This is a genomic window from Kitasatospora sp. NPDC086801 (assembly GCF_044745805.1).
Classification (GTDB): domain Bacteria; phylum Actinomycetota; class Actinomycetes; order Streptomycetales; family Streptomycetaceae; genus Kitasatospora.
The window spans coordinates 115,720-134,505 of sequence record NZ_JBIVAX010000007.1; the positions used below are offsets into that span (position 1 = coordinate 115,720).

Annotated in this window: 16 protein-coding genes; 2 read left to right on the forward strand and 14 right to left on the reverse strand. The window is 71.7% G+C overall.

From position 1 onward, the window contains the following. Positions 1–48 precede the first annotated feature (48 nt). Positions 49–1,107, reverse strand: coding sequence for a helix-turn-helix domain-containing protein (locus tag ACIPLC_RS11585; RefSeq protein ID WP_400472766.1), 1,059 nt, complete (start codon positions 1,105–1,107; stop codon positions 49–51). Between the two features lie 110 nt (positions 1,108–1,217). On the opposite strand from ACIPLC_RS11585, the gene ACIPLC_RS11590 reads away from it, so the two are divergent. After that, on the forward strand, positions 1,218–2,195 hold the full coding sequence (locus ACIPLC_RS11590) for an alpha/beta hydrolase (protein WP_400472767.1): 978 nt from the start codon (positions 1,218–1,220) through the stop codon (positions 2,193–2,195). Positions 2,196–2,511: 316 nt separating this feature from the next. On the opposite strand, the gene ACIPLC_RS11595 is transcribed toward ACIPLC_RS11590, so the two are convergent. The 3 genes from ACIPLC_RS11595 to ACIPLC_RS11605 all read right to left on the reverse strand — a co-directional run bounded on the left by ACIPLC_RS11595 (position 2,512) and on the right by ACIPLC_RS11605 (position 6,208). Beyond that, positions 2,512–4,032: a hypothetical protein gene (locus tag ACIPLC_RS11595; RefSeq protein WP_400472768.1), complete on the reverse strand. Its 1,521-nt coding sequence runs from the start codon at positions 4,030–4,032 to the stop codon at positions 2,512–2,514. Between the two features lie 406 nt (positions 4,033–4,438). After that, a complete protein-coding gene (locus ACIPLC_RS11600; RefSeq protein ID WP_400472864.1) occupies positions 4,439–4,837 on the reverse strand; it encodes a nuclear transport factor 2 family protein in 399 nt (132 codons plus the stop codon). A 435-nt stretch (positions 4,838–5,272) separates the two neighbouring features. Continuing rightward, entirely contained in the window at positions 5,273–6,208 is a 936-nt protein-coding gene (locus ACIPLC_RS11605; RefSeq protein WP_400472769.1) for an alpha/beta hydrolase, read from the reverse strand. 70 nt (positions 6,209–6,278) lie between these two features. On the opposite strand from ACIPLC_RS11605, the gene ACIPLC_RS11610 reads away from it, so the two are divergent. Beyond that, positions 6,279–6,755: a MarR family winged helix-turn-helix transcriptional regulator gene (locus ACIPLC_RS11610; RefSeq protein WP_400472770.1), complete on the forward strand. Its 477-nt coding sequence runs from the start codon at positions 6,279–6,281 to the stop codon at positions 6,753–6,755. 667 nt (positions 6,756–7,422) lie between these two features. On the opposite strand, the gene ACIPLC_RS11615 is transcribed toward ACIPLC_RS11610, so the two are convergent. The 10 genes from ACIPLC_RS11615 to ACIPLC_RS11660 form a co-directional block, all read right to left on the reverse strand. Beyond that, complete coding sequence (locus ACIPLC_RS11615) at positions 7,423–7,803, reverse strand: CBS domain-containing protein (RefSeq protein ID WP_400472771.1); 381 nt, start codon at positions 7,801–7,803, stop codon at positions 7,423–7,425. 206 nt (positions 7,804–8,009) lie between these two features. Next, positions 8,010–9,527 (reverse strand): DEAD/DEAH box helicase, encoded by a 1,518-nt coding sequence (locus ACIPLC_RS11620; RefSeq protein WP_400472772.1) that lies wholly within the window; start codon positions 9,525–9,527, stop codon positions 8,010–8,012. 372 nt (positions 9,528–9,899) lie between these two features. Continuing rightward, entirely contained in the window at positions 9,900–10,103 is a 204-nt protein-coding gene (locus tag ACIPLC_RS11625; protein WP_030918248.1) for a cold-shock protein, read from the reverse strand. 364 nt (positions 10,104–10,467) lie between these two features. Continuing rightward, a complete protein-coding gene (locus tag ACIPLC_RS11630; RefSeq protein ID WP_400472773.1) occupies positions 10,468–10,722 on the reverse strand; it encodes a hypothetical protein in 255 nt (84 codons plus the stop codon). A gap of 164 nt (positions 10,723–10,886) precedes the next feature. Next, positions 10,887–11,978 carry a polyprenyl synthetase family protein gene (locus ACIPLC_RS11635; RefSeq protein ID WP_400472774.1) on the reverse strand — a complete coding sequence of 364 codons (1,092 nt, stop codon included), beginning with the start codon at positions 11,976–11,978 and terminating at the stop codon, positions 10,887–10,889. A 247-nt stretch (positions 11,979–12,225) separates the two neighbouring features. Continuing rightward, positions 12,226–13,761, reverse strand: coding sequence for a hypothetical protein (locus ACIPLC_RS11640; protein ID WP_400472775.1), 1,536 nt, complete (start codon positions 13,759–13,761; stop codon positions 12,226–12,228). Next, on the reverse strand, positions 13,762–13,965 hold the full coding sequence (locus ACIPLC_RS11645; protein ID WP_400472776.1) for a hypothetical protein: 204 nt from the start codon (positions 13,963–13,965) through the stop codon (positions 13,762–13,764). 135 nt (positions 13,966–14,100) lie between these two features. Beyond that, a complete protein-coding gene (locus ACIPLC_RS11650) occupies positions 14,101–15,924 on the reverse strand; it encodes an ABC transporter ATP-binding protein (RefSeq protein WP_400472777.1) in 1,824 nt (607 codons plus the stop codon). Between the two features lie 138 nt (positions 15,925–16,062). Beyond that, complete coding sequence (locus tag ACIPLC_RS11655; protein ID WP_400472778.1) at positions 16,063–16,890, reverse strand: lipase family protein; 828 nt, start codon at positions 16,888–16,890, stop codon at positions 16,063–16,065. Between the two features lie 132 nt (positions 16,891–17,022). Then, a complete protein-coding gene (locus tag ACIPLC_RS11660; RefSeq protein ID WP_400472779.1) occupies positions 17,023–18,702 on the reverse strand; it encodes an FAD-binding oxidoreductase in 1,680 nt (559 codons plus the stop codon). Between the last annotated feature and the right edge of the window lie 84 nt (positions 18,703–18,786).

Here is an 18,786-nt window from a genome sequence, read left to right on the forward strand (position 1 = left end):
GAGCCACTTGAGAGGCGGCCCCCGAGGACTACCACTGCTGCTCGGTGGCTAGGGAAGGGGACCGTTGAGGTTGAGTCGGTGGAGGGCCAGGGCGAGGTGGAGGCGTGTGCGTCCTTGCGGGGTGTCGGGGGCAAAGCCGAGAGCAGTGGTCAGTTTGGGTAGGCGCGCCTGGAGTGTGGAGTGATGCAGATGCAACGCGGCGGCTGCCTGGCGCAGGCTGTCGTGGGCTTCGAGGGCGGCCAGGGTTTCCAGTACGCCGGTGCCGGCGCTTTCTGCCGCGCGTAGCGCGCGCACATCCTCGATCAACGCGTTGTGCGGGGAGACGTGCTCGGCCACGAGGGCTAGGCCGCCCAGGGCGTCGTAGTTGAGGTGGCGCGAACCGTGAGCCTCAGCTGTCAGCCGCAGCGCCATCAGTGCTCCGTGCCATGAGCGCGGCAGTCCACTGATTTCCACGGCGGGGCCCAGCCCGGCTCTCGGCCCGTGCTCAGTCCCGATGCCGGGTCCAAGGCTCGCGGTGGGCTCGGCCGTGGTGTCGACGACGATGGCGGCGGTCACGCGTCCGAGGCGAGTGCTCCACCGGTTGATCGTTGGATCATCCGGGTTTCCCAGCAGGGCCGCGACCCTGAATCTCGCCGCAGGAAGGGCGAGTCTGCGCACGGCCTGCGCGCGGGCTGCGGGTGTGGCCTCGGGTGAGAGCAGCATTTCCACGCTGGCCGGGTCGTGTGTGGCGGCCCGGCCGCGGGTTCGGTCCAGGGCGATGCCCGCCCCGGCCGCGAGGCGTTCGAGGACGATGGCGTCGGTGGGCAGCGACACGCCGGTGCGTTCGAGCCAGACCCGGCCTGCGGTCGTACCGCGTAGTGCGGTGCCGGGCCAGGAGGGAACGTGTGCCGCCGGTTCCAGCCGGTGGCCGTCGGGATGGATGCGCACCAGGACGTGTCGGTCGGGATCGGCCAGCCCTGCCGTGCAGCCCGCGAGGATGGCCCCGGCCCTGACGAAGGCATCGAGGCCGGCCCGCTGCTCGACGAGGGTGTCGAAGTAGGCGATGGCGCGCACCGCGTCCCCGGCGGCGGGATCCAGTGCCGAGAGCCGTTGGAGCAGTTCTTCCACCACCGGATCATATCCGCCATATGGCGGATACCATGAGCCATATGGCGGTGGATCGGGCGGCGACCGGCCAGGAAACTGGGGCGGCGAACCGCTGCAGGAAGGACCCGAGTATGTACTCCCGACCACCGTTCGACCCCGAGTTGGCCGCAATCCTGGCTACCTATCCGCAAGAGGTGCGAGAACTCGGCTGGCTCGGGCCGGCCGATATCCCCGCTTACCGGGAAATGAACGCGACGGTGCCCAGCGGGGCCGATGCGGCCGCACTGCGCCGGGACGGGGCTGTCGAGATCGAGGAACGCACGGTGCCCGGTCCCGCGGGGGCGCCAGAGATCTCGCTGCTCATCATGCGTCCTACCCGCGGTGCGGGCTCACGCCCGTGCGTCTACCACACCCACGGCGGCGGCATGATCTCCGGCAACAAGTGGGAGCTCTCCCACGTGCTCGCCGAGTGGGTGGATGTTCTCGGCATCGTCGGGATCTCGGTGGAGTACCGGCTGGCTCCCGAGCATCCCCATCCCGCACCCGTCGAGGACTGCTATGCCGGGCTGGCGTGGGTCGCGGCGAACGCCGGCGAGTTGTCCGTCGACCCCGAACAGCTGATCATCTGGGGCACGAGTGCGGGCGGTGGGCTCGCAGCGGCGACGGCGCTGCTGGCTCGGGACCGCGGCGGCCCAGCCCTGGCCCACCAGATGCTGCAGGCGCCGATGCTCGACGACCGCTGCCAGACAGCGTCCAGCCAGGAACTCGACCGCGAGGGATTCTGGGACAGCCAGGCCAACCTGACGGCGTGGACCTGCCTGCTCGGGCAGGCCAGGGGCGGGCCCGAGGTCTCGCCCTACGCGGCTCCGGCCCGCGCGGCAGACCTGAGCGGGCTGCCCGCCACCTACATCGACACCGGCCAGGTCGACACCTTCCGGGACGAGACCATCGACTACGCCGCGCGGCTGTCCCGGTCCGGAGTCCCGGTCGAATTGCACGTGTGGCCGGGAGCCTGGCATGCCTTCGCCACCGCTGCGCCGCAGGCGGCCATCTCGCAACTCGCCATCGCGGCCAGGACCGCCTATCTCCAGCGCGTCCTGGACCACTGATCCGAAAATGACGGCGGGCTGACTCGTCAACAGACGTGGCGGGCATCAAGACCTCCACCAACGTCCCCACCGCGGCAGCGTCTTGCGCCCGGGCCCGGTGTTGACTGGTGGCATGTCAGTCATACCGGGATCTCGTCAGAGGACCGACAGGACTGGGTGGTGAATCCACCCCGCGTCGGCGCAGAGCGCCGGGTGCGCAAGGCGGCCCGCACGGGCGTGACCGGCAGGTCGGGCTCCGGGTAGCCGTACCGGATCCGCCTCACGGGCGGATGCACTGCCGCGAGGCGGATCCGGTCCGGGTGCGGCTTCTGCGGGGTCAGGGCTTTTCGACCTCGACGGCGTAGAGGCCGCGGAGGCGGCCGTCGCCGGCGTCGGACTGGGAGGGGTAGAGGATCTGGACGTCGACGGGCAGCGGGGTGCCGGGGTCGATGGTGTGGGAGCCGTCGTTGGGGGAGCCAAGGACGACCGTTCCCTCCAGGCCGTCCTTGATGACCCGGTACCACTGGGTCTGCTGGGGGTTGACGCGGGTGCGCGCGGGGACGTCGAAGGCGATCTCCCAGGCTGTCACGCGGTGTTCGTTGGCGGCCAGGGTGAGGTTGTAGCTGACGAGCCAACCCTTGGCGTCCTCGGGCCAGGTCTGGTCCCACTGTCCGGCGATCTTCTGGCCGACGGTGATCAGCGGCAGTTCGGCGGTGGTGGTGACCTGGCCGGACTGCTGGGCCGCGGTATTGGCGCGGGTGGCGGAGGTGATCCGGCTCGTGGTGGTGAAGTCGCCTTCGTAGTGAGGGTCGACGGTGCCCCTCAGGGTGATCACCGCCTTGCTGCCCTTGGGCAGGCTGAGCGGCTGGTGGAGTTCGCCGTCGGTAGCGGTTCCCGGGCCGCACGCCGCGCCGTTCTCCCCGCGGCATGTCACCTCCACGTCGAGCAACTGGACGGGGACGGCGCCGCGCACGACGGCGTCGGGGGCGTCGTTGGGCCCGTGGTTCTGGACGCCGATGGTGTAGGAGATCCGGTGGCCGGCCTTGGCGGTCAGCGGGCCGCTCATCTCCAGCGGCATGGCGACGGGCAGGGCGACGGTGAGGTTGCGGATGCGGTGGGCGGCGGTGGCCCCGCCGGTACCGGCGCCGAACCCGAGCTTGAACGTCGCGGGCATCTGCACCTGGCCCGGGCCGGCGGCCAGGTCGAGATCGTCGATCAGCACCGCGCCGTTGGGGTCCGAAGTGCTGGAGCGCCGCACCGTCAGGCGACCGCCGATGACGGTCACCTGTAGGTGCGCCCCCGCCTCCCAGCCGCCCCGGAACCCGCCCGGCACCGCGGCGCCGGCCAGCCAGGCGAAGCCCGTGAGCAGGTCCCCGGAGCCGCGCACCCCCAGGGTGTCAGGGCTGCGGCCGGGAGCGCCGGGGCCGGTGGAGAGGGCGGCGAAGTTCCCGAAGTTGTCGAAGCCGACGCCCACGTAGCCCGCAGTGACGCCGGCAAGGTTGACCGAGCCGTCCTTGATGTAGGAGTAGCCCAGCGCCCCGCCACGGGCCCCGGGCTGCGTGGTGCGGCTCCCGTCGATCAGGTAGAGGCTGAACCCGTCCCCGAGCCCCTGGGTCCCGCCGCCCTCACAGGAGTAGTCGAAGTCGATGCTCACCCCGAGCGAGGAGGAGAACGGCTGGTCCAGGAACGCCGTACCCGCCTTCGACGAGGTGTTCGGCGTCAGCTCCAGGGCGCCCTCGTTCAGCCGCGCACTGCCCAGCAACTGCCAGTGCTCGTTCGCCGGGGCTGTGCCGGTGAACGACTCGGTGATGGGGAACTGCACCTGCTGCTGCGCGGCGTCGGGCGTCTGACCCGTCATGGAAGCTCCTCTTCGCTGGACCGGCACCTTCTCGCGGCCCGCGGTGGACGCGAACCGCGGGGACCGCGACGGCCCCGGCGCTGATCATGCCCAGACCCCCGACGTCGCACGCCCAGAAACCTCCACAAAGTGACGAAATGTCACCTAGGGGTGTCGCGCGGATGTGCGAGGGGCGGATGCGTCAGGCGCCCGCGACAGGACCGCCTTGACGGGGGGCCGGAGAGGAAGACGTGACCGCGGGCATCAGGCTGTCGGCCCGAGCCTGTTCGGCCCGTCGGTGCCTCGGCGACCGGAGCGGGCCTACAGGTCTTCAGGGGCTGGTGTTCGGGGGCTGGTGTTCAGGGGCGACGATGGGGACGTGTCAGCGCATCCCTGCACACTGGACACGTCCGGGCACCGCGTGGAGCTACATCACTGCGTCGGTCTGCAGGGGACCCGCGGTGATGCGCAGTTCACGGACGCGGACCGGCGCCTCGTCGGCGAGGTAGAAGATGTGCACAAACGGAGCGCGCACCACGCGGTCCGGTTCGCTCTTCTTGGCCAAGGTGGCCTCTCCGCGCAGGAGGCGGACCCCGTCATCCGCGGTCCAGAACTCCAGGACCTCGTGCGCGGTGATCAGCGGCTCGTCGATCTTGACGAAGAACGCCTTGATGGCCTCGGCGCCGTGGATGTGTGCGGTGCCGAAGAACATGTCGGTGTCCTCGGTCAACGGCGCGAAGCCCTCCCCGAACTCCAGTGTGTCGATGGCGTCCATGAACTTCAGGACCCATGCGGGCACAGTCGTTGCCCGTGCTGCGTTCGTCATCGCCATCGCCTCTCGATTGAGCTGCCGTCCACCGTAATCCGAGGGTCTGGCACTGCGCCGGACCAGCTCCCAGCGAGGGGGTGAGAGTGGTGGAGAGCAGGCCAAGCGACAGCGTGCACCCAATCCCCAACCTCAGTCGCTTCAGTCCCTGCCATCGCCCTGACCTGCGTAAATACACAGCGACCAAAGGGTCCGGACAGTCTGCGGAAGCCAGCACCCGCTCGACCCGTCGACGAAACGAGTCCTGCCGGCGCAGCTTCGCCCGCCAGCGCGGCCGCGCCGACCACGGCCAACACCGCTCCCGCGAATGCGCCCCCGCCCGCGACGCTCAGGTGAGGCCCCGCAGGCGCGAGGGGCGCCACCCGGCCTGCTGTGCGGCCGGACGGCTCCGCGCTCCACCCGGCTCCACCCGGCTCCACCCGGCTCCACTGGGCTCTACTGGGCCGACGTGGCCGACGTGTCGGGAGTGCGGACGTGCTGCGTGAGGAAGAGGGCCGCGCGGTCCAGTGCCCGGTCGGCCTCGTCGAGAACGCCGGCGAAGGACTGGAACACGTGGGGTACGTCGGCGGTGATGTCGAGGATCACGTCCACTCCGGCCGCGCGGGCGCGGGCGGCCATGCGGGTGGAGTCGTCCAGGAGCACCTCGTTGGTACCCGCCTGGAGGAGCATCGGCGGGAAGCCCGTCAGGTCGGCGAGGACGGCGGGGCTGAGCATGGGCTGGTGCGGGTCGGCTCCCGCCAGGTACATGGCCCCGGTGGGTTCCAGACTCTCGCGGGTGAAGAACGGGTCGACGCCCGCCTTGGTGTCCATGCTCTCGCCCGTCCGGGTGGCGTCGAGGCCGGGCGAGAAGGCCACGATCGCGGCGGGCATCGGGAGGCCGGCGTCGCGGGCGGCGAGGCAGGTGGTGACGCCGAGGCCGCCGCCGGCGGAGTCCCCGGCGAACGCGATGGCCGACGGGTCCTCGCCGCTGTCGAGGAGGGCGCGGTAGGCGCGAAGCGCGTCCTCGATCGCGGCCGGGAACGGGTGTTCGGGGGCGAGCCGGTAGTCCACCGAGTACGCCCTGAACCCGGTCCTGGCCACGAGGTTCCCCGTCAGCGACAGCGCGGTCTCGGGCGAGCCGAACACCCAGCCGCCGCCGTGGAAGTACAGGATCGTCCCGGGGCGCGTTCCGGTGCGCGTCCCGTCTCCCGGCTCGACGTACAGCACGGGTCGGCCGCCGAGTGTCGTCTCCGTGGTGCGGAGGCCGTCCGGGACGGCCATCTGGGCCATCATCGCCTTGAATCCGGCTCGGATCGCCTCGACCGACTGGGGGCCGTCGGGCCGGGGCTGCCGCAGCATCGCGTTGACCTGCGCGCGCTGTTCCTTGCTCATGGTGGCTGCTCCTGTCGCAAGTAGCTTCTTCGGCACTAGATGCCATGGCATATAACGTAGACTATATGCCATGGCATCCAAAGTGAGCGGCGAGACGGTCGACCTCCCGGGCTTCTTCGCCGACCTCGTCCGATGCGAGACGCGGCTGTACAACGCCCTCAACGACCGCCTCCGCGAGCGGCACGGGATCGTCACGTCGCAGTTCGAGTTCCTGCGCCACCTCCGCGACCACCCCGGGGCCCGGGTGGCGGACCTGGCCGCCGAGTTCGCCGTCGGCATCGGGGCCACCAGCAAGGGAGTCGACCGCCTGGAGCGGCAGGGATGGGTCGCCCGCAGGCCGAACCCGTCGGACCGCCGGTCGTCACTGCTGGAACTGACCGACGACGGCCGGCAGTTGGTCGACGTGGCAGAAGAGACCTTTGCCGAGCGGCTGGCCGAGCTGATCGCAGACACACTCAAGGCATCCCCCATAACGGCCGCCGCGCAAGCCCTCTCGGAGCTGCGTTCCGCCCTGGAACGCGGCCAGATCGGCACGCCCACGGGCTGACGCGTTCTCGCAACTGACGCGGCAGAAGGCCGTGTTCGGCATGCCGTAGTGGGTGGTCAGGCAGCCGCGGCGGATCTCCTGGAGTACTGGCGGGGGCTGTTCCGACGCGCACTGTTCCCTGGCTTCGTGGGCCTACGGGCCTACGGGCCTACGGGCCCACGGGAGCGAGTTCTCCGGCTCCAGCCAGCGAGCATCGGGGCGTCATCCGAACGATCGTTTCGACCCCGCCCATCGCCACTGAGCGACGGCGTCCTCGCATGGATGTGCCGGTCCCTCGGATCCGGGAGGCAGCCACCACCGCAACCCCCCTCACCACACAGCTCACCTCCGCCCCGAGCTGCTCGACGATCCGGTGCCGCATGCCGTCGCACTGCCAACGGCGGGCCAGCCCGTACACCGTCTCCCACGGCCCGTCCCGCTCGGGTTGGATCCCGCCACGGTATGCCCGTACGGGTCCGGAACCGTATGCCGTTGATCAGCTGCCGTTGCCGGTCCTGGAAATCGTGTCGGCCAGCCACCTGCTCACCGACCTCACCCCTCGGCCGGCCCGAGGTCGTCCACGACTGCCTCGCCACCGGCTGACGGCTCACCACCAGGCTCGTTGCTCGGGTCATTCAGGCTGCGGCGCTGGAGATCGTGCCGGCGCGGTGGCGTGTGCGGGTCTGTCCTAGAAGCTGAGCAGGCCGATGACGTGGCCGTCGTGGTCCACCACCGGCCACGCGTCCAGGCCGCGGGAGCGCATGGCGGCGGCGGCCGTGGTGGCGGGCATGTCGGCGGTGGCGAAGGGCGCGCGGTCGAGGACGACATCGCGGACCGGGGTGCGCTCGGTGTACCAGGACCGGGCCTGGAACGGCGCGAGGTGCAGGCGGGTCAGCAGCCCGGCGCAGCGGCCGTCGTCGTCGCGGACGAGCAGGTGGTCGGTGCCGGAGCTCTGCAGGATGTCCATCGCGGTGTCGACCATGATGTCGTCGCTGATCTGCAGCTCCGGATGTTTCATGAGGTCGCCGACCGTGGCGGTGGTCGCGTGGTGTTCGAGGGTGATGGTCATGGGCGGACTCCTTCGTGTCGCTTCCGCCGGGGCCGGGGATGATCGGGGCACTGGCGGTGGGGCGGCTGGGCGGCGTGCGTCGGAGCGGGGGCGCGGGCCGAGGGGCCGGTTCCGGTTCCCGTGTGCGGCGGTCGTGAGAACCGGGTGGCGTACCTCGGCGGGTTGCGCGGGCCCGGTCCGCATCGTGAGCCGGGCCCGCTGGGGTGCTACGCGGCGAGGGCGACCCGCCGGGGTGCCCGGCGGCGGCCGGAGGAGGCCTGGTTGTCGCGGCCGGAGGCCGTCCGGGTGTCGCTGCCGGTGTAGGCGGGGCGTCCGCGGCGTCCGCGGCTCGTGGACGCGCTGCGGCGCGGACGCTCGACGACGGGGTCGGCGATGACGACGGGCACGCCGGTGGGGACGCGGGCGCCGGTGATGCGGGTCAGGTCCTCGTCGCCGGCGAGGACCCTGGTGGTGACGGGCGTGATGCCGGCGGTGGTCATCAGGCGGGCCATCGCGCGGCGCTGGCTGGGCAGGACGAGAGTGACGACGGTGCCGGACTCGCCGGCCCGGGCGGTGCGCCCGCCCCGGTGGAGGTAGTCCTTGTGGTCGCTCGGCGGGTCCAGGTTGACGACCAGGTCGAGACCGTCGACGTGGATGCCCCGGGCGGCGACGTTGGTGGCGATCAGCGCGGTGACCTGCCCGGTGCGGAACTGCTCCAGGGTACGGTTGCGCTGGGGCTGGGACTTGCCGCCGTGCAGGGCCGCGGCCTTCACCCCGTTGGCGAGCAGGTCCTCGACCAGCGCGTCGGCACGGTCGCGGGTGTCGGTGAACATGATCACCCCGCCGTCGCGGGAGGCGATGTGGGCGATCGTGGCGTTCTTGTCGTGGTTCTGCACGTGCAGCACGTGGTGCTCCATGGTGCTGACCGCCGCCGCGGACGGGTCCACCGAGTGGGTGACCGGGTCGTTCAGGAAGTGCCGCACGAGGCGGTCGACGTTGCGGTCCAGGGTGGCGGAGAACAGCATGGTCTGGCCGCCTTCGGCGACCTGTTCGAGGAGCTCGGTGACCTGGGGCAGGAAGCCCATGTCGGCCATCTGGTCGGCCTCGTCCAGGACGGTGACGCCGACCCCGTCCAGTTGGCAGTCGCCGCGCTGGATCAGGTCCTTGAGCCGGCCGGGGGTGGCCACCACGACCTCCGCCCCGCGGTTCAGCGTCTGCGCCTGGCGGCCGATCGACATCCCGCCCACCACGGTCGCCATCCGCAGGCGCACGGCGTGGGCGTAGGGGGTGAGCGCCTCGGTGACCTGCTGCGCGAGCTCGCGGGTGGGAACCAGCACCAGGGCCAGCGGGCGGCGGGGTTCGGCCCGCTGCCCGGCGGTGCGGGCCAGTACGGCGAGGCCGAACGCGATGGTCTTGCCGGAGCCGGTGCGGCCTCGCCCGAGGACGTCGCGGCCGGCCAGCGAGTTGGGCAGCGTCGCGGCCTGGATGGGGAACGGCGAGGTGACGCCCTGCCGGGTCAGCATCTTCAACAGGGCCGCGGGCATGTCCAGTTCGTCGAACGACTCGACGGCCGGCAGCGCCGGGGTGGTGCTCACCGGCATCGCGAACTCGCCCTGCGGGGAGGACCCTTGACGGTGGCCCCGATCGGAGGAGCGCCGGCCGCCGGCCGGACGGGAGCCGTAGAAGGAGCCGCCGCCGGAGCGGGAGTTGGCGTTCTGGTACGAGGAGCGACTGGAGCGGTTCATGCGAAAACCTTCCTCAGTGCGGCACGTCACGAGGAAGGCCCCGTGGCGCGGGGCGCCGACGGAGACCGCAAGGGAACGGGCCGGAAGTGTGACGGGCGGAGCGTGGACGGTAGAACCGTGCGGCACGTCACCTACGGTCGGCGCTCACCGAAAGGGGCGGGAGCGAACGACCTCGAACCGTGAGCTGTCACGGCAGGGCACCGATCCGGACGCGACGCTGTGCGTCTCGCGTGGGGATGGCCGCCGGTGGCGGAGCCAGGGGGCCTGAACGGCCGGGGATGCGTCGTGACGCAATGCCGAGGGGGCCCGCACCGGGCATCATGTACGCGGTGCGGGCCCCATCGCTGCTAGGCGGGTGCCGTGGCAGAAAAACTACAGCGGACGAATGTTCTCGGCCTGCGGGCCCTTCTGGCCCTGCGTGACGTCGAACTCGACCTTCTGGCCCTCGAGCAGCTCACGGAAGCCGTTGGCGTTGATGTTCGAGTAGTGGGCGAAGACGTCCGGGCCGCCACCCTCCTGCTCGATGAAGCCGAAGCCCTTTTCCGCGTTGAACCACTTCACAGTGCCATTAGCCATAAAAAAATCTCCTTCAAGGGACTGTCCGAAGCCCGCACCATGCAGGCTTCGAGTCACCGCGATGAGCACCCACCCGGGGAAGAACCGGGAAACAAAAACGCGCCTGCGAAACATCAGCAGGCGCACACAAAGTTCATGGGAACCACTACTGCAACTGAAAGGAGTCTAGCAGGCCCCGGCCCGCCACGGGCGAATATTTCACCCCCGGTTCCGCAGCAGCCTCCCCCGGGGACGGTGTCGCGCTGGGAAGGCTCTTGAATCGGCATGATCTCCATCATCGACACCGCCGGGCAACCCGGCCCCGCACCCTGCAACACCTACGGCTCGCCCGCACCACCCAGGCCGACGACCCCCTGGCCGCCGGTCACACCCGGCCCGCCCGATGGCCGCCGCATTCATGGTCAACAACATCGCCCCGTTCCAGGCCCACGCCCTCGCCCAGACCGGCGACCGCGCAGGAGCGCTCGCCATGCTCCGCGCAGCCGAAGTCGCCATGGAACAGGCCGAGTCCAAGGCCAAGGCCCACGGCTCCTACGACCCCTCCTCGCTCTCGTACCACGTCGCCCAGGTCACCTACGAACTCGGCGACCGCGAAGGAGCGATCCGCGCGCTCCAGCACTCCGAGAAGGTTCGTCCCACGGTGTACCGGCGGGCCCGCGTACGCCACCGCGCGATGCTCGCCGAATGGCAGCTCGAAGCCGGACGGCTGGCGGAAGCCGGCTGGGGCTTCGCGATGAACGCCCCCGCCCCGCGGGCCCCGAGGCCGCCCGGGCCCACGTCACCTCATCGGACTCGCTCGACGCTCCACCTCGGCAGGTATTCGAAGAACGCGACGGCCTCCTCCCGCCACCCGGGACGCCATCCTGCGGCTTCCGTGGCCGCCGCGTGCGCGCAGCGCCGCATGTCCGCCCGCATCCTCTCCGGGACGCCGCGGCGGTGGGCGATGGCGCGGATGGCGGCGATGGTCTCCTCGGTGCAGGCTCCGTCGCCGAGTGCGGACTCCACCAGGGCCCGCTCGGAGTCAGTGGCCGCCACCAGGACGGCACGGACGGTGTAGTTGCGCCGCCCCTCCCGGATGTCCGTTCCGGTGGGCTTGCCCATGGCGGCCGCGTCGCCGAAGAGGTCCAGGTAGTCGTCGCGCATCTGCCCGCAGATCCCCACCAGCCGGGCGTAGCGCCGCAGTTCCTCGTCATGGAGGGCGGGCTGGACGCCTGCGGCGAGCAGTCCCAACTGGAGCGGGGCGAGGACCGAGTAGCGGGCGGTCTTGTAGTCGGCCACGTCGTGCAGCACGTCCTCGTCCGGGTCCGCGGTGAAGTCCCGCTCCAGGTCGATGATCTGGCCGACGAACGTGGCCGATGCCGCTCGCGTCTGCACCTCGACCATGGCCTGTCGGACCGGGAGCGGGGCCCGGGAATCAAGGAGGACCTGGAGGGACAGGGCGAGCGCGAGGTCGCCGGCGAGGAGGGCGAGCCCGAGCGCGGCCTGCGGCCGGTCGGGGAACCGCTCCCGGTAGGCGTAGTAGGTGGAGGGCCCGCCTCGGCGGGTGGGGCTGTCGTCGATGATGTCGTCGTGGACCAGCCCGTGGGTCTGGAGCAGTTCGATGCTCAGCGCGGCGTCGTCCAGCCCCGCCACGGGCTCGGCGGTCACCAGGCGGGCGGCTTCGAAGAGGAGGGCCACCCGCATCCGCTTGCCACCGCGCAGCGACAGGTCTCGCAGCAGAGCGAGGCAGTCCGGGGTGAACCGACTGAACGACGGGGCGTCGAAGGCCGCGGCCAGGCCCTGGAAGTACTGCTCGGACAGCGTGTTGAACCGGCGCTCGTACCCGGCGAGACGGGCCCGGATCTGCTCGGTGAGGACGGCGGCGGTGTCGGTCACGAAGATGTCTTCCGTTCAGGCGGGGATGCGTGCCCGCGCAGGCGCGGAGGCGCCACGGATCCCGGCGGTGGTCGGGCACCATGCTGCCCCATCGGCATCCCGGTCCGAGCACCCGGTAGCACCCCTCCCGATCCGTCCACGAGCACGGAGGCCGGCGTCCGACGGCCCGTTCGCATGACTGCGCCCCCGGTCCCCGCCATGGGGCGCGGCGGGGGGAGAGAGGGCCGCTGCCCCGCCCGGAAGCGGGTCAGGCGTGCGGGTGGACGGGGTGGACGGGGTGGACGGTTCCACCGGTGCCGGATGGCCGTGCGCACCGCTCCGACCGGCGAGGCGCCGGCTGTTCCTTCCGGCCGTCCGCGGGGACGGGCCCGCCGCAGGGGTCCTCCCCGGAGGTGTGGGGGCGCGTCAGGTGGGTGAGGGCTTCCTGCCAGGTGCCCGTGTGTACGGGCAGGGGCTCCAGGGATGCCGCCAGTGTGCGGACGGCGCCCTCGGTGGCGGGGCGGGCGATCCAGTTGACGATGGATGCCAGCAGCCAGGCCCGGGTCGGTGGGGTGCCGGTCCGGGGCGGCTCGGTCAGGACCGCGGTGACGGCCGGGCCACCGTGTCCGGGATCGCCGCGTCCGGGATCGCCGCGTCCGGGGCCGGCGGCGACGGGCAGCCGGAGGACAGCGGTGCCGGGGGCGGTCCACAGCGTGGTGTACGGCTCGGGCCGCAACCGCCAGCCGGCCTGTTCCAGTTGCCGGGCGCGTTTGACGAGGTCGGACATCCAGGTCCGGGGGAAGAGAACCGCCTGCCCGCCGCCGTGCACGGCGGCCCCGCACAGCAGCGGGATCGTGCCGCGCTCCGCGGACGCGTAGCCCGTACGACCCGTACGGCCCGTACGGCCCGTACGGCCCGCGTAGCCCGCCAGGACGGCGTCGAGGGTCTGCTGGAGGGCGACGGGGGTGCGGGCCCGGGTGAGGAGTTCGCCACCCCGGAAGAGGAGGTAGAAGGTGCCGGGGCGCTCGACGGTGAGGGTGACCGGCGTGTAGCCGTCATCGGGAAGCCCACCGGTGGCGGTCTCGGCGATCCTGCGGGCTTCGCGGCCGCGGACCGCGATGCCCAGGCGGGTGCCGTTGACCCGGGCGGTGAGGACCGCGTCGACGGGCTGGGCGGCAAGCTTCACCGAACAACTGGTGGGCGCCTCGGTGATCGTGGCCTGCGGGTCCGCGCCGCTGAGCGCGACCAGGGCATGGCTCACCTCGTCGAAGCCGGTGAGTACCCGGGCCGGTCGGCCGGGGGCCAGGAGCACCGCGGTGGGAGTGCCCCGGTGCGCCGCGCGCCGGCCGAGGCGGGCCAGGGGCCCGTGCACCGGTCCGGTCAGAGGCCGGCCGAGCCGACGGGTGCTGTCGGCATCGACCAGGAGCACGGAGGCGTCCAGGCGCCGCAGACTGTGGGTGTTGGCCGCGAGGTCGGCGGTCAGCTGGGTGCAGAAGCTGCAGTCGGCGGCCATGGCCACCACGAGCACCGGATGCGGCACCGACACGGCGCAGTCGGCGGCCTCCGCCTCCAAGTCGCCCGACACCACGGGTTCGACGGGCTCGTCGTCCGGTGCGACGAGGCCGGCGGCCCGCCACTGGGTGAAGCAGTGTGCGTGCTGGACGCGGTGTTCGGCGGCGGGCGGACGGCCGCGAAGCCAACCGAGAGCGGTCGGGCTGAGGTAGGCGGCGGCGGGCCTGCCGGTGTTCAGCAGGACGCCGCCACTGCCCAGCTCAGCGACGACCACTCCCGGTTGCAGCATCATTTACGGCTGCTGACAGAAGCCGCTGAAGCCGTTGGTGGACACGCACACGAGTCCGGGGCAGCAGCCCACGGATCCGGTGCAGCCTTCGCCCTGGATCCGGCAGGCGGTGGGGGCGATGAAGCCGTCGGTGAAGATCTCCTCGATCTCCGCGACCGTCTCCATGTCGGGGGTGAGGGGGCGCGTCTCTTGCAGGTAGGTGAGCATGCGAACAGGATGCGAGACCGGCCGCCACGGCGTCTATCACCCACACGAATGATGCTCGTGCACAGGAGGTCAACTACCGTTCCACGGCGGGCTCGTGTCGATCTCCGTGGGTCACGGGGCGCCGGTGTCCGGGGGTCACGGAGTGTCGGCCTCCTGGTAGGCGCTGGCCTGGGTGCGGAAGAGGGCCGCGTAGTGGTCGCCCGCTCGCAGCAGGGCCTCGTGGCTGCCTTCCTCGACGACCCGGCCGCCCTGCAGGACGTAGATCCGGTCGGCATGGCGGACGCTGCGCAGGCGGTGGGAGATCAGCACCACCGTGCGCCCGGCGAAGAGCTGGCGCAGGCGGGTGGAGAGCTGGTCCTCCGCGTGGGCGTCGAGGGCCGCCGTGGGCTCGTCGAGGATGACGAGGGGAGCGTCGCGGTAGAAGGCGCGCGCCAGGGCCAGGCGTTGCCACTGCCCGCCGGACAGGTCCGCGCCCCCCGTGAACTCCTTGCCCAGCATGGTGTGCAGGCTGTCCGGGAGCCCGTCGAGGAAGTCGAGCGCCCCTGCCTGCCGGGCCGCCTCCCGCACGCGGTGGAGGTCGGCGGTGGCGTGGGGGCGGCCGAAGGCGATGTTGTCCATGGCCGGGAGCCGGTAGCGGGTGAAGTCCTGGAAGACCACCGCGGTCCGCGCCCGATGGGCCGTGAGGTCCGTGACCGGGGTGCCGTCGTGCAGCAGGCGGCCGCTGTCCGGCGGGTAGAGCCCGGCCAGGAGATTGGCGAGCGTCGTCTTGCCGGAGCCGTTCACCCCCACCAGCGCCACGACCTGCCCCGGCCGCAGTTCCAGACTCACCTCCCGCACGGCCGGAGTGTCCGCGCCGGGATAGGTGTAGCTCAGGCTCTCGGCCCGCAGCTGCCCCAACTCCCGCCTGCCTGAAGACTTCTGCTGGGCCGCCGTCAGGATGGCCGCCGCCGGTGCGCCGGGGGTCTGGGCGGTGAAGCCCTTCAGGTCGGAGAGGCGGAGCAGGTTCTCGCCGATGCCGGTGAGCATGCCCGCGAACGCGTTGAGCCGTACCGAGAGCAGCCACACTCCCGCCACGGCCGAGCCGGCCACGGACAGCGGCAGCAGGTGCCTGACGGTCATCCACCACAGGCCGCCGACCGCCAGGCAGGTCAGCACCCCTCCGGCGGCCTGGGCGCCCATCCGACGCCGGGCGTGGGCCTTCAGCAGGGACTCGGTGTCCTGGATCTCGCGCGCGTACTGGTCCTGCCAGCGCCCGGTCAGCACTCCCCCGAGGTCCAGGGCCCGGATCTCCCGGGCCTCGGTCCGGCCGGTGAGCAGCTGTTCGAGGTACTCCCGCAGCCGCCGGTTCTCCGACAGCCCGTGGTGCAGCTCGTGGTGGGCGTTGCGCTCCTTGCCCGCCGCCCTGATCGCGGGCAGCGCACTGAGCAGCACGAGCGGGAGCAGCCACCAGGCCATGACCACGAACGCCCCTCCCACCGCCAGCACGGTCAGGGCCGCCTGGAAGGCGGTGACGAGGAGGACGACGGCCATCGCGGGCTGGCGGCGCGAGGCGAAGACCGCCCGCTGCAACCGGTCGTGGAAGTCCGGCTCCTCGAACCGCGGCAACTCGGCCGCGACCGCCGCCTCCAGCACCATCCCCGCCACCAGGCGGTCCACCTTCACCGTCAGCACCGCCATCCGCGCCGCCCCGGACAGCCGCAGGGCACCGGCCGCGGCGCCCGCCACCAGCAGCACGATGACAGCCGGCACCACGGCGGGCGACCGCCCGGCAGCCGCAGGACCGTTCGCGAGCACCGTCCCGAACACCGTCTGCACCACCACCAGTCCCCCGGCCACCGCGCCGGCCAGGAGCACCTGCACCAGGACCACCTGGACCAGCGCCCGCCGGTCGGCGAGCCAGGCGAGACGGACGGCGAAGGCCGCCGAGGACACCATGACATTCCCACGCCGTTCAGCCACCGCCGGCCCCTTCCCGAGCACCGCCGTCAATGCCCAGAGCGCCATTCTTGACGAACGCTCGCCCTTCTCGGCCTCCGCTCACTCGATCGGATGAGCAGCTCCCGATGTCGATGAAGTCCCCGGCCCTTCGTACCGCTGTCAGCCGGAGGTGGCGAGGTTCTTCTCGAACGCGGCCAGGTAGTTCGGCAGGTGGTGGTCCCTGATGCCGTCGGTCTCGGGGGCGAACATGTCCTGGCGGAAGCCCTTGACCCGGTCCTTCAGCCCCGCGACGAGCGGCATGGTGCCGTGGAGCTTTCCGTCGGCGTCGAAGTAGCGCAGGGCGTCGACGTGGGTGAAGACCGGCTCGGGCGGGAGCTGGGGGACGATGTCGTTGTTGTTGACGAAGCGGTAGTAGCGGTTCCTGAACGCGGTGTTGTGCAAGCGGGCGAGCAGACGCTCGCACGTGCGCGGCTGGCCGAACGTGTAGACACCGTCCGGGAGTTGGCGCGGGTCCTCGAAGTAGAGGTGGGCGCCGGCCAGCATCGCGAGGGCACCGCCGAGGCTGTGGCCGGTGAACCAGACGCTCTGCCCGTTCGTGCGCAGCTCCTGGATGGTGTCGCGGATCTGTGGGTAGACGGAGCGCAGGGCCTGGTTGAAGCCGTAGTGGACGAAGCCCCTGTCGTCCGGCCCGGGGACGGGCGGGGTGTCGACGTCGGTCAGCCAGTCGTAGATCTTCAGGACCTCGGTGCCCCGGAACCCGGTGACGATCATGCGGTCGCTGGCCATGGTGTAGGCCTGGGTGTCCTCGATCGGGAACGGCATCCGGTGCGTCGACTCGTAGTGCCGGACCTCGTCGAAGCCCCAGGCGCGGGCCTGGGCCTCGATACCGTCCCGGTCCAGGGTGGCCAGCCCGGCGGCGCGTGCCATCCAGTAGGCGTGTGCCAGGGAGTAGTCGGTCGTCGAGTGGTCCAGGGCGGGGATGGCCATCGGTGTCCTCCGGGAAGCGGGCCAGCGGTCGCCCAGCAACCTAGCCCCGTGCACGAACGAGGAGGAAGCGGCGGCGCCCGCCGCCACCCGTACGGACGCAGCGGCGGGAAGCGTGGTTGACGCTGCCGGGGGTTACGACCTCGGCTGGGGCGGTTCGATGGCGAGGGCGTGCCGGAAGACGTTGCACGGGTCCCAGCGGGCCTTGATCTGTTGCAGGCGGGGGTAGTTGTCCTTGTAGTACAGGGCGTGCCACGGGGTGCCGGAGGTGTTCCACGCCGGGTCGGCGAGATCGGCGTCGGCGTAGTTGATGTAGGAGCCGTCGCTGACCTCGCCGGGGACGGGGACGCCTCCGGTGTCGCGGTACACCTCGCGGTAGAAGTCGCGGATCCAGGCCAGGTGGGCCGCGTCCTCCGACTCGTCGGCCCAGACGGTGTAGTAGACGGCCTTCATGACCGAGTCGCGCTGGGCGACGGCGGTGGCGCGCGGGGGCACCGCGTTGACCTGGCCGCCGTAGCCGACGAGGAGCAGGCCGCACTCCGCACCGCCCGTCCCGTTCGTCAAATGCCGGTAGGCGGTGGCGAGTTGGGAGTCGGTGAAGGAGCGGCGCAGGTAGCCGGCCTTGTCCTTGTAGCGTCGGGTGATCGCGTTGCCGGCCTCGCCGGTGCCCGGCCAGGTGCTGGACGGCAGCCAGGGCATGACACCCCGGAGGACGGCGGGATCGGTGGCGCCCACGCCCGTGGTCACCGCGTGCACGAAGTCGCTGAGCACCGCGTCGGAGTCGGGGAGACCGGCGTCGATCTGCACGACCATCTCAAGGGTGCGGGTGTTGCGGTGTCCGGCGATGAGAACTGCGTACAGGTTCGCCGCGGGGGTGTCGGGTTCGCTGTTGCGCTCGTGCCAGGTTCCGAAGTTGCGCAGCAGGGCGGTGAACGCCTGTTCCGTCATCTTCTCGTCCCAGGCCCAGCTGACCAGGCATCTGCGCAGCTCGCCCGGGGCGGGCGGCAGGAGTGTCGCGGGGTCGCCGTGGGGGCGGGTGCCGGGGGTGCGGAGCCAGTAGCGGGTGACGACGCCGAAGTTGCCGCCACCGCCGCCGGTGTGGGCCCACCACAGGTCGTGGTTCGGATCGTCCGGGTCCCGGGTGGCGACCACCGCGCGGACGGCCCCGTCCTGGTCGGCCACCACCACCTCGACGGCGTGCAGGTAGTCCACGACCGAACCGTAGGGGCGGGACAGCGGGCCGTACCCGCCGCCGACCAGGTGCCCGCCCACGCCCACCTCGGGGCAGCCGCCGGCCGGGATCGTCACGCCCCAGCCCTTGAACAGGGTCCGGTACACCTGCCCGAGGGTCGCTCCCGGCTGCACGGCGAAGGCGCCCATCGCGGGGTCGAAGCCGACGGCGTCCAGGGGAGAGAGGTCCAGCAGGAGCCGCACCGCCGGGTCGCCGGTGAAGTTCTCGAAGCAGTGGCCGCCGCTGCGCACCGCGATCCGGCGCCCGGAGCGGACGGCGTCGGCGACGGCCCGCACCACCTGCTCGGTGGAGCCGACCAGCCGGATCTCCTCCGGGCGGCCGACGAAACGGTAGTTGTCGCCCCGCAGCAGGCTGTCGTAGCGGGAGTCATCGGGGCGGACCGTGACCGGCCCGAACGCCCGGTCCTCCGGCCCGTCAGCACCTCCTGCCGGATCCGGGGACCGGCGGCCCGCCGCCTCGGCGGAGCCGTCGGCCAGGCCGGCGACCGCACCGCCGACCGCCACCGCACCGGCCCGGGCGAGCAGGCGGCGACGCCCCAGCCGTTCGTCCGCCGACCAGTCCATCTCGCCCTCCGTCCAGCACGACCATCCGTCAGCGCATGCTACCGGCGCGGGCCGACCAAAGCTGCTTGCCACAGCATGAATTGA

What these genes read in the sequence shown, in the direction of transcription:
- ACIPLC_RS11590 (WP_400472767.1), top strand. Translation starts at nt 1,218, where the DNA reads ATGTACTCCCGACCACCGTTCGACCCCGAGTTGGCCGCAATCCTGGCT.
- ACIPLC_RS11595 (WP_400472768.1), bottom strand. Translation starts at nt 4,032, where the DNA reads ATGACGGGTCAGACGCCCGACGCCGCGCAGCAGCAGGTGCAGTTCCCC.
- ACIPLC_RS11600 (WP_400472864.1), bottom strand. Translation starts at nt 4,837, where the DNA reads ATGACGAACGCAGCACGGGCAACGACTGTGCCCGCATGGGTCCTGAAG.
- ACIPLC_RS11605 (WP_400472769.1), bottom strand. Translation starts at nt 6,208, where the DNA reads ATGAGCAAGGAACAGCGCGCGCAGGTCAACGCGATGCTGCGGCAGCCC.
- ACIPLC_RS11610 (WP_400472770.1), top strand. Translation starts at nt 6,279, where the DNA reads ATGGCATCCAAAGTGAGCGGCGAGACGGTCGACCTCCCGGGCTTCTTC.
- ACIPLC_RS11615 (WP_400472771.1), bottom strand. Translation starts at nt 7,803, where the DNA reads ATGACCATCACCCTCGAACACCACGCGACCACCGCCACGGTCGGCGAC.
- ACIPLC_RS11620 (WP_400472772.1), bottom strand. Translation starts at nt 9,527, where the DNA reads ATGAACCGCTCCAGTCGCTCCTCGTACCAGAACGCCAACTCCCGCTCC.
- ACIPLC_RS11625 (WP_030918248.1), bottom strand. Translation starts at nt 10,103, where the DNA reads ATGGCTAATGGCACTGTGAAGTGGTTCAACGCGGAAAAGGGCTTCGGC.
- ACIPLC_RS11640 (WP_400472775.1), bottom strand. Translation starts at nt 13,761, where the DNA reads ATGATGCTGCAACCGGGAGTGGTCGTCGCTGAGCTGGGCAGTGGCGGC.
- ACIPLC_RS11645 (WP_400472776.1), bottom strand. Translation starts at nt 13,965, where the DNA reads ATGCTCACCTACCTGCAAGAGACGCGCCCCCTCACCCCCGACATGGAG.
- ACIPLC_RS11655 (WP_400472778.1), bottom strand. Translation starts at nt 16,890, where the DNA reads ATGGCCATCCCCGCCCTGGACCACTCGACGACCGACTACTCCCTGGCA.
- ACIPLC_RS11660 (WP_400472779.1), bottom strand. Translation starts at nt 18,702, where the DNA reads ATGGACTGGTCGGCGGACGAACGGCTGGGGCGTCGCCGCCTGCTCGCC.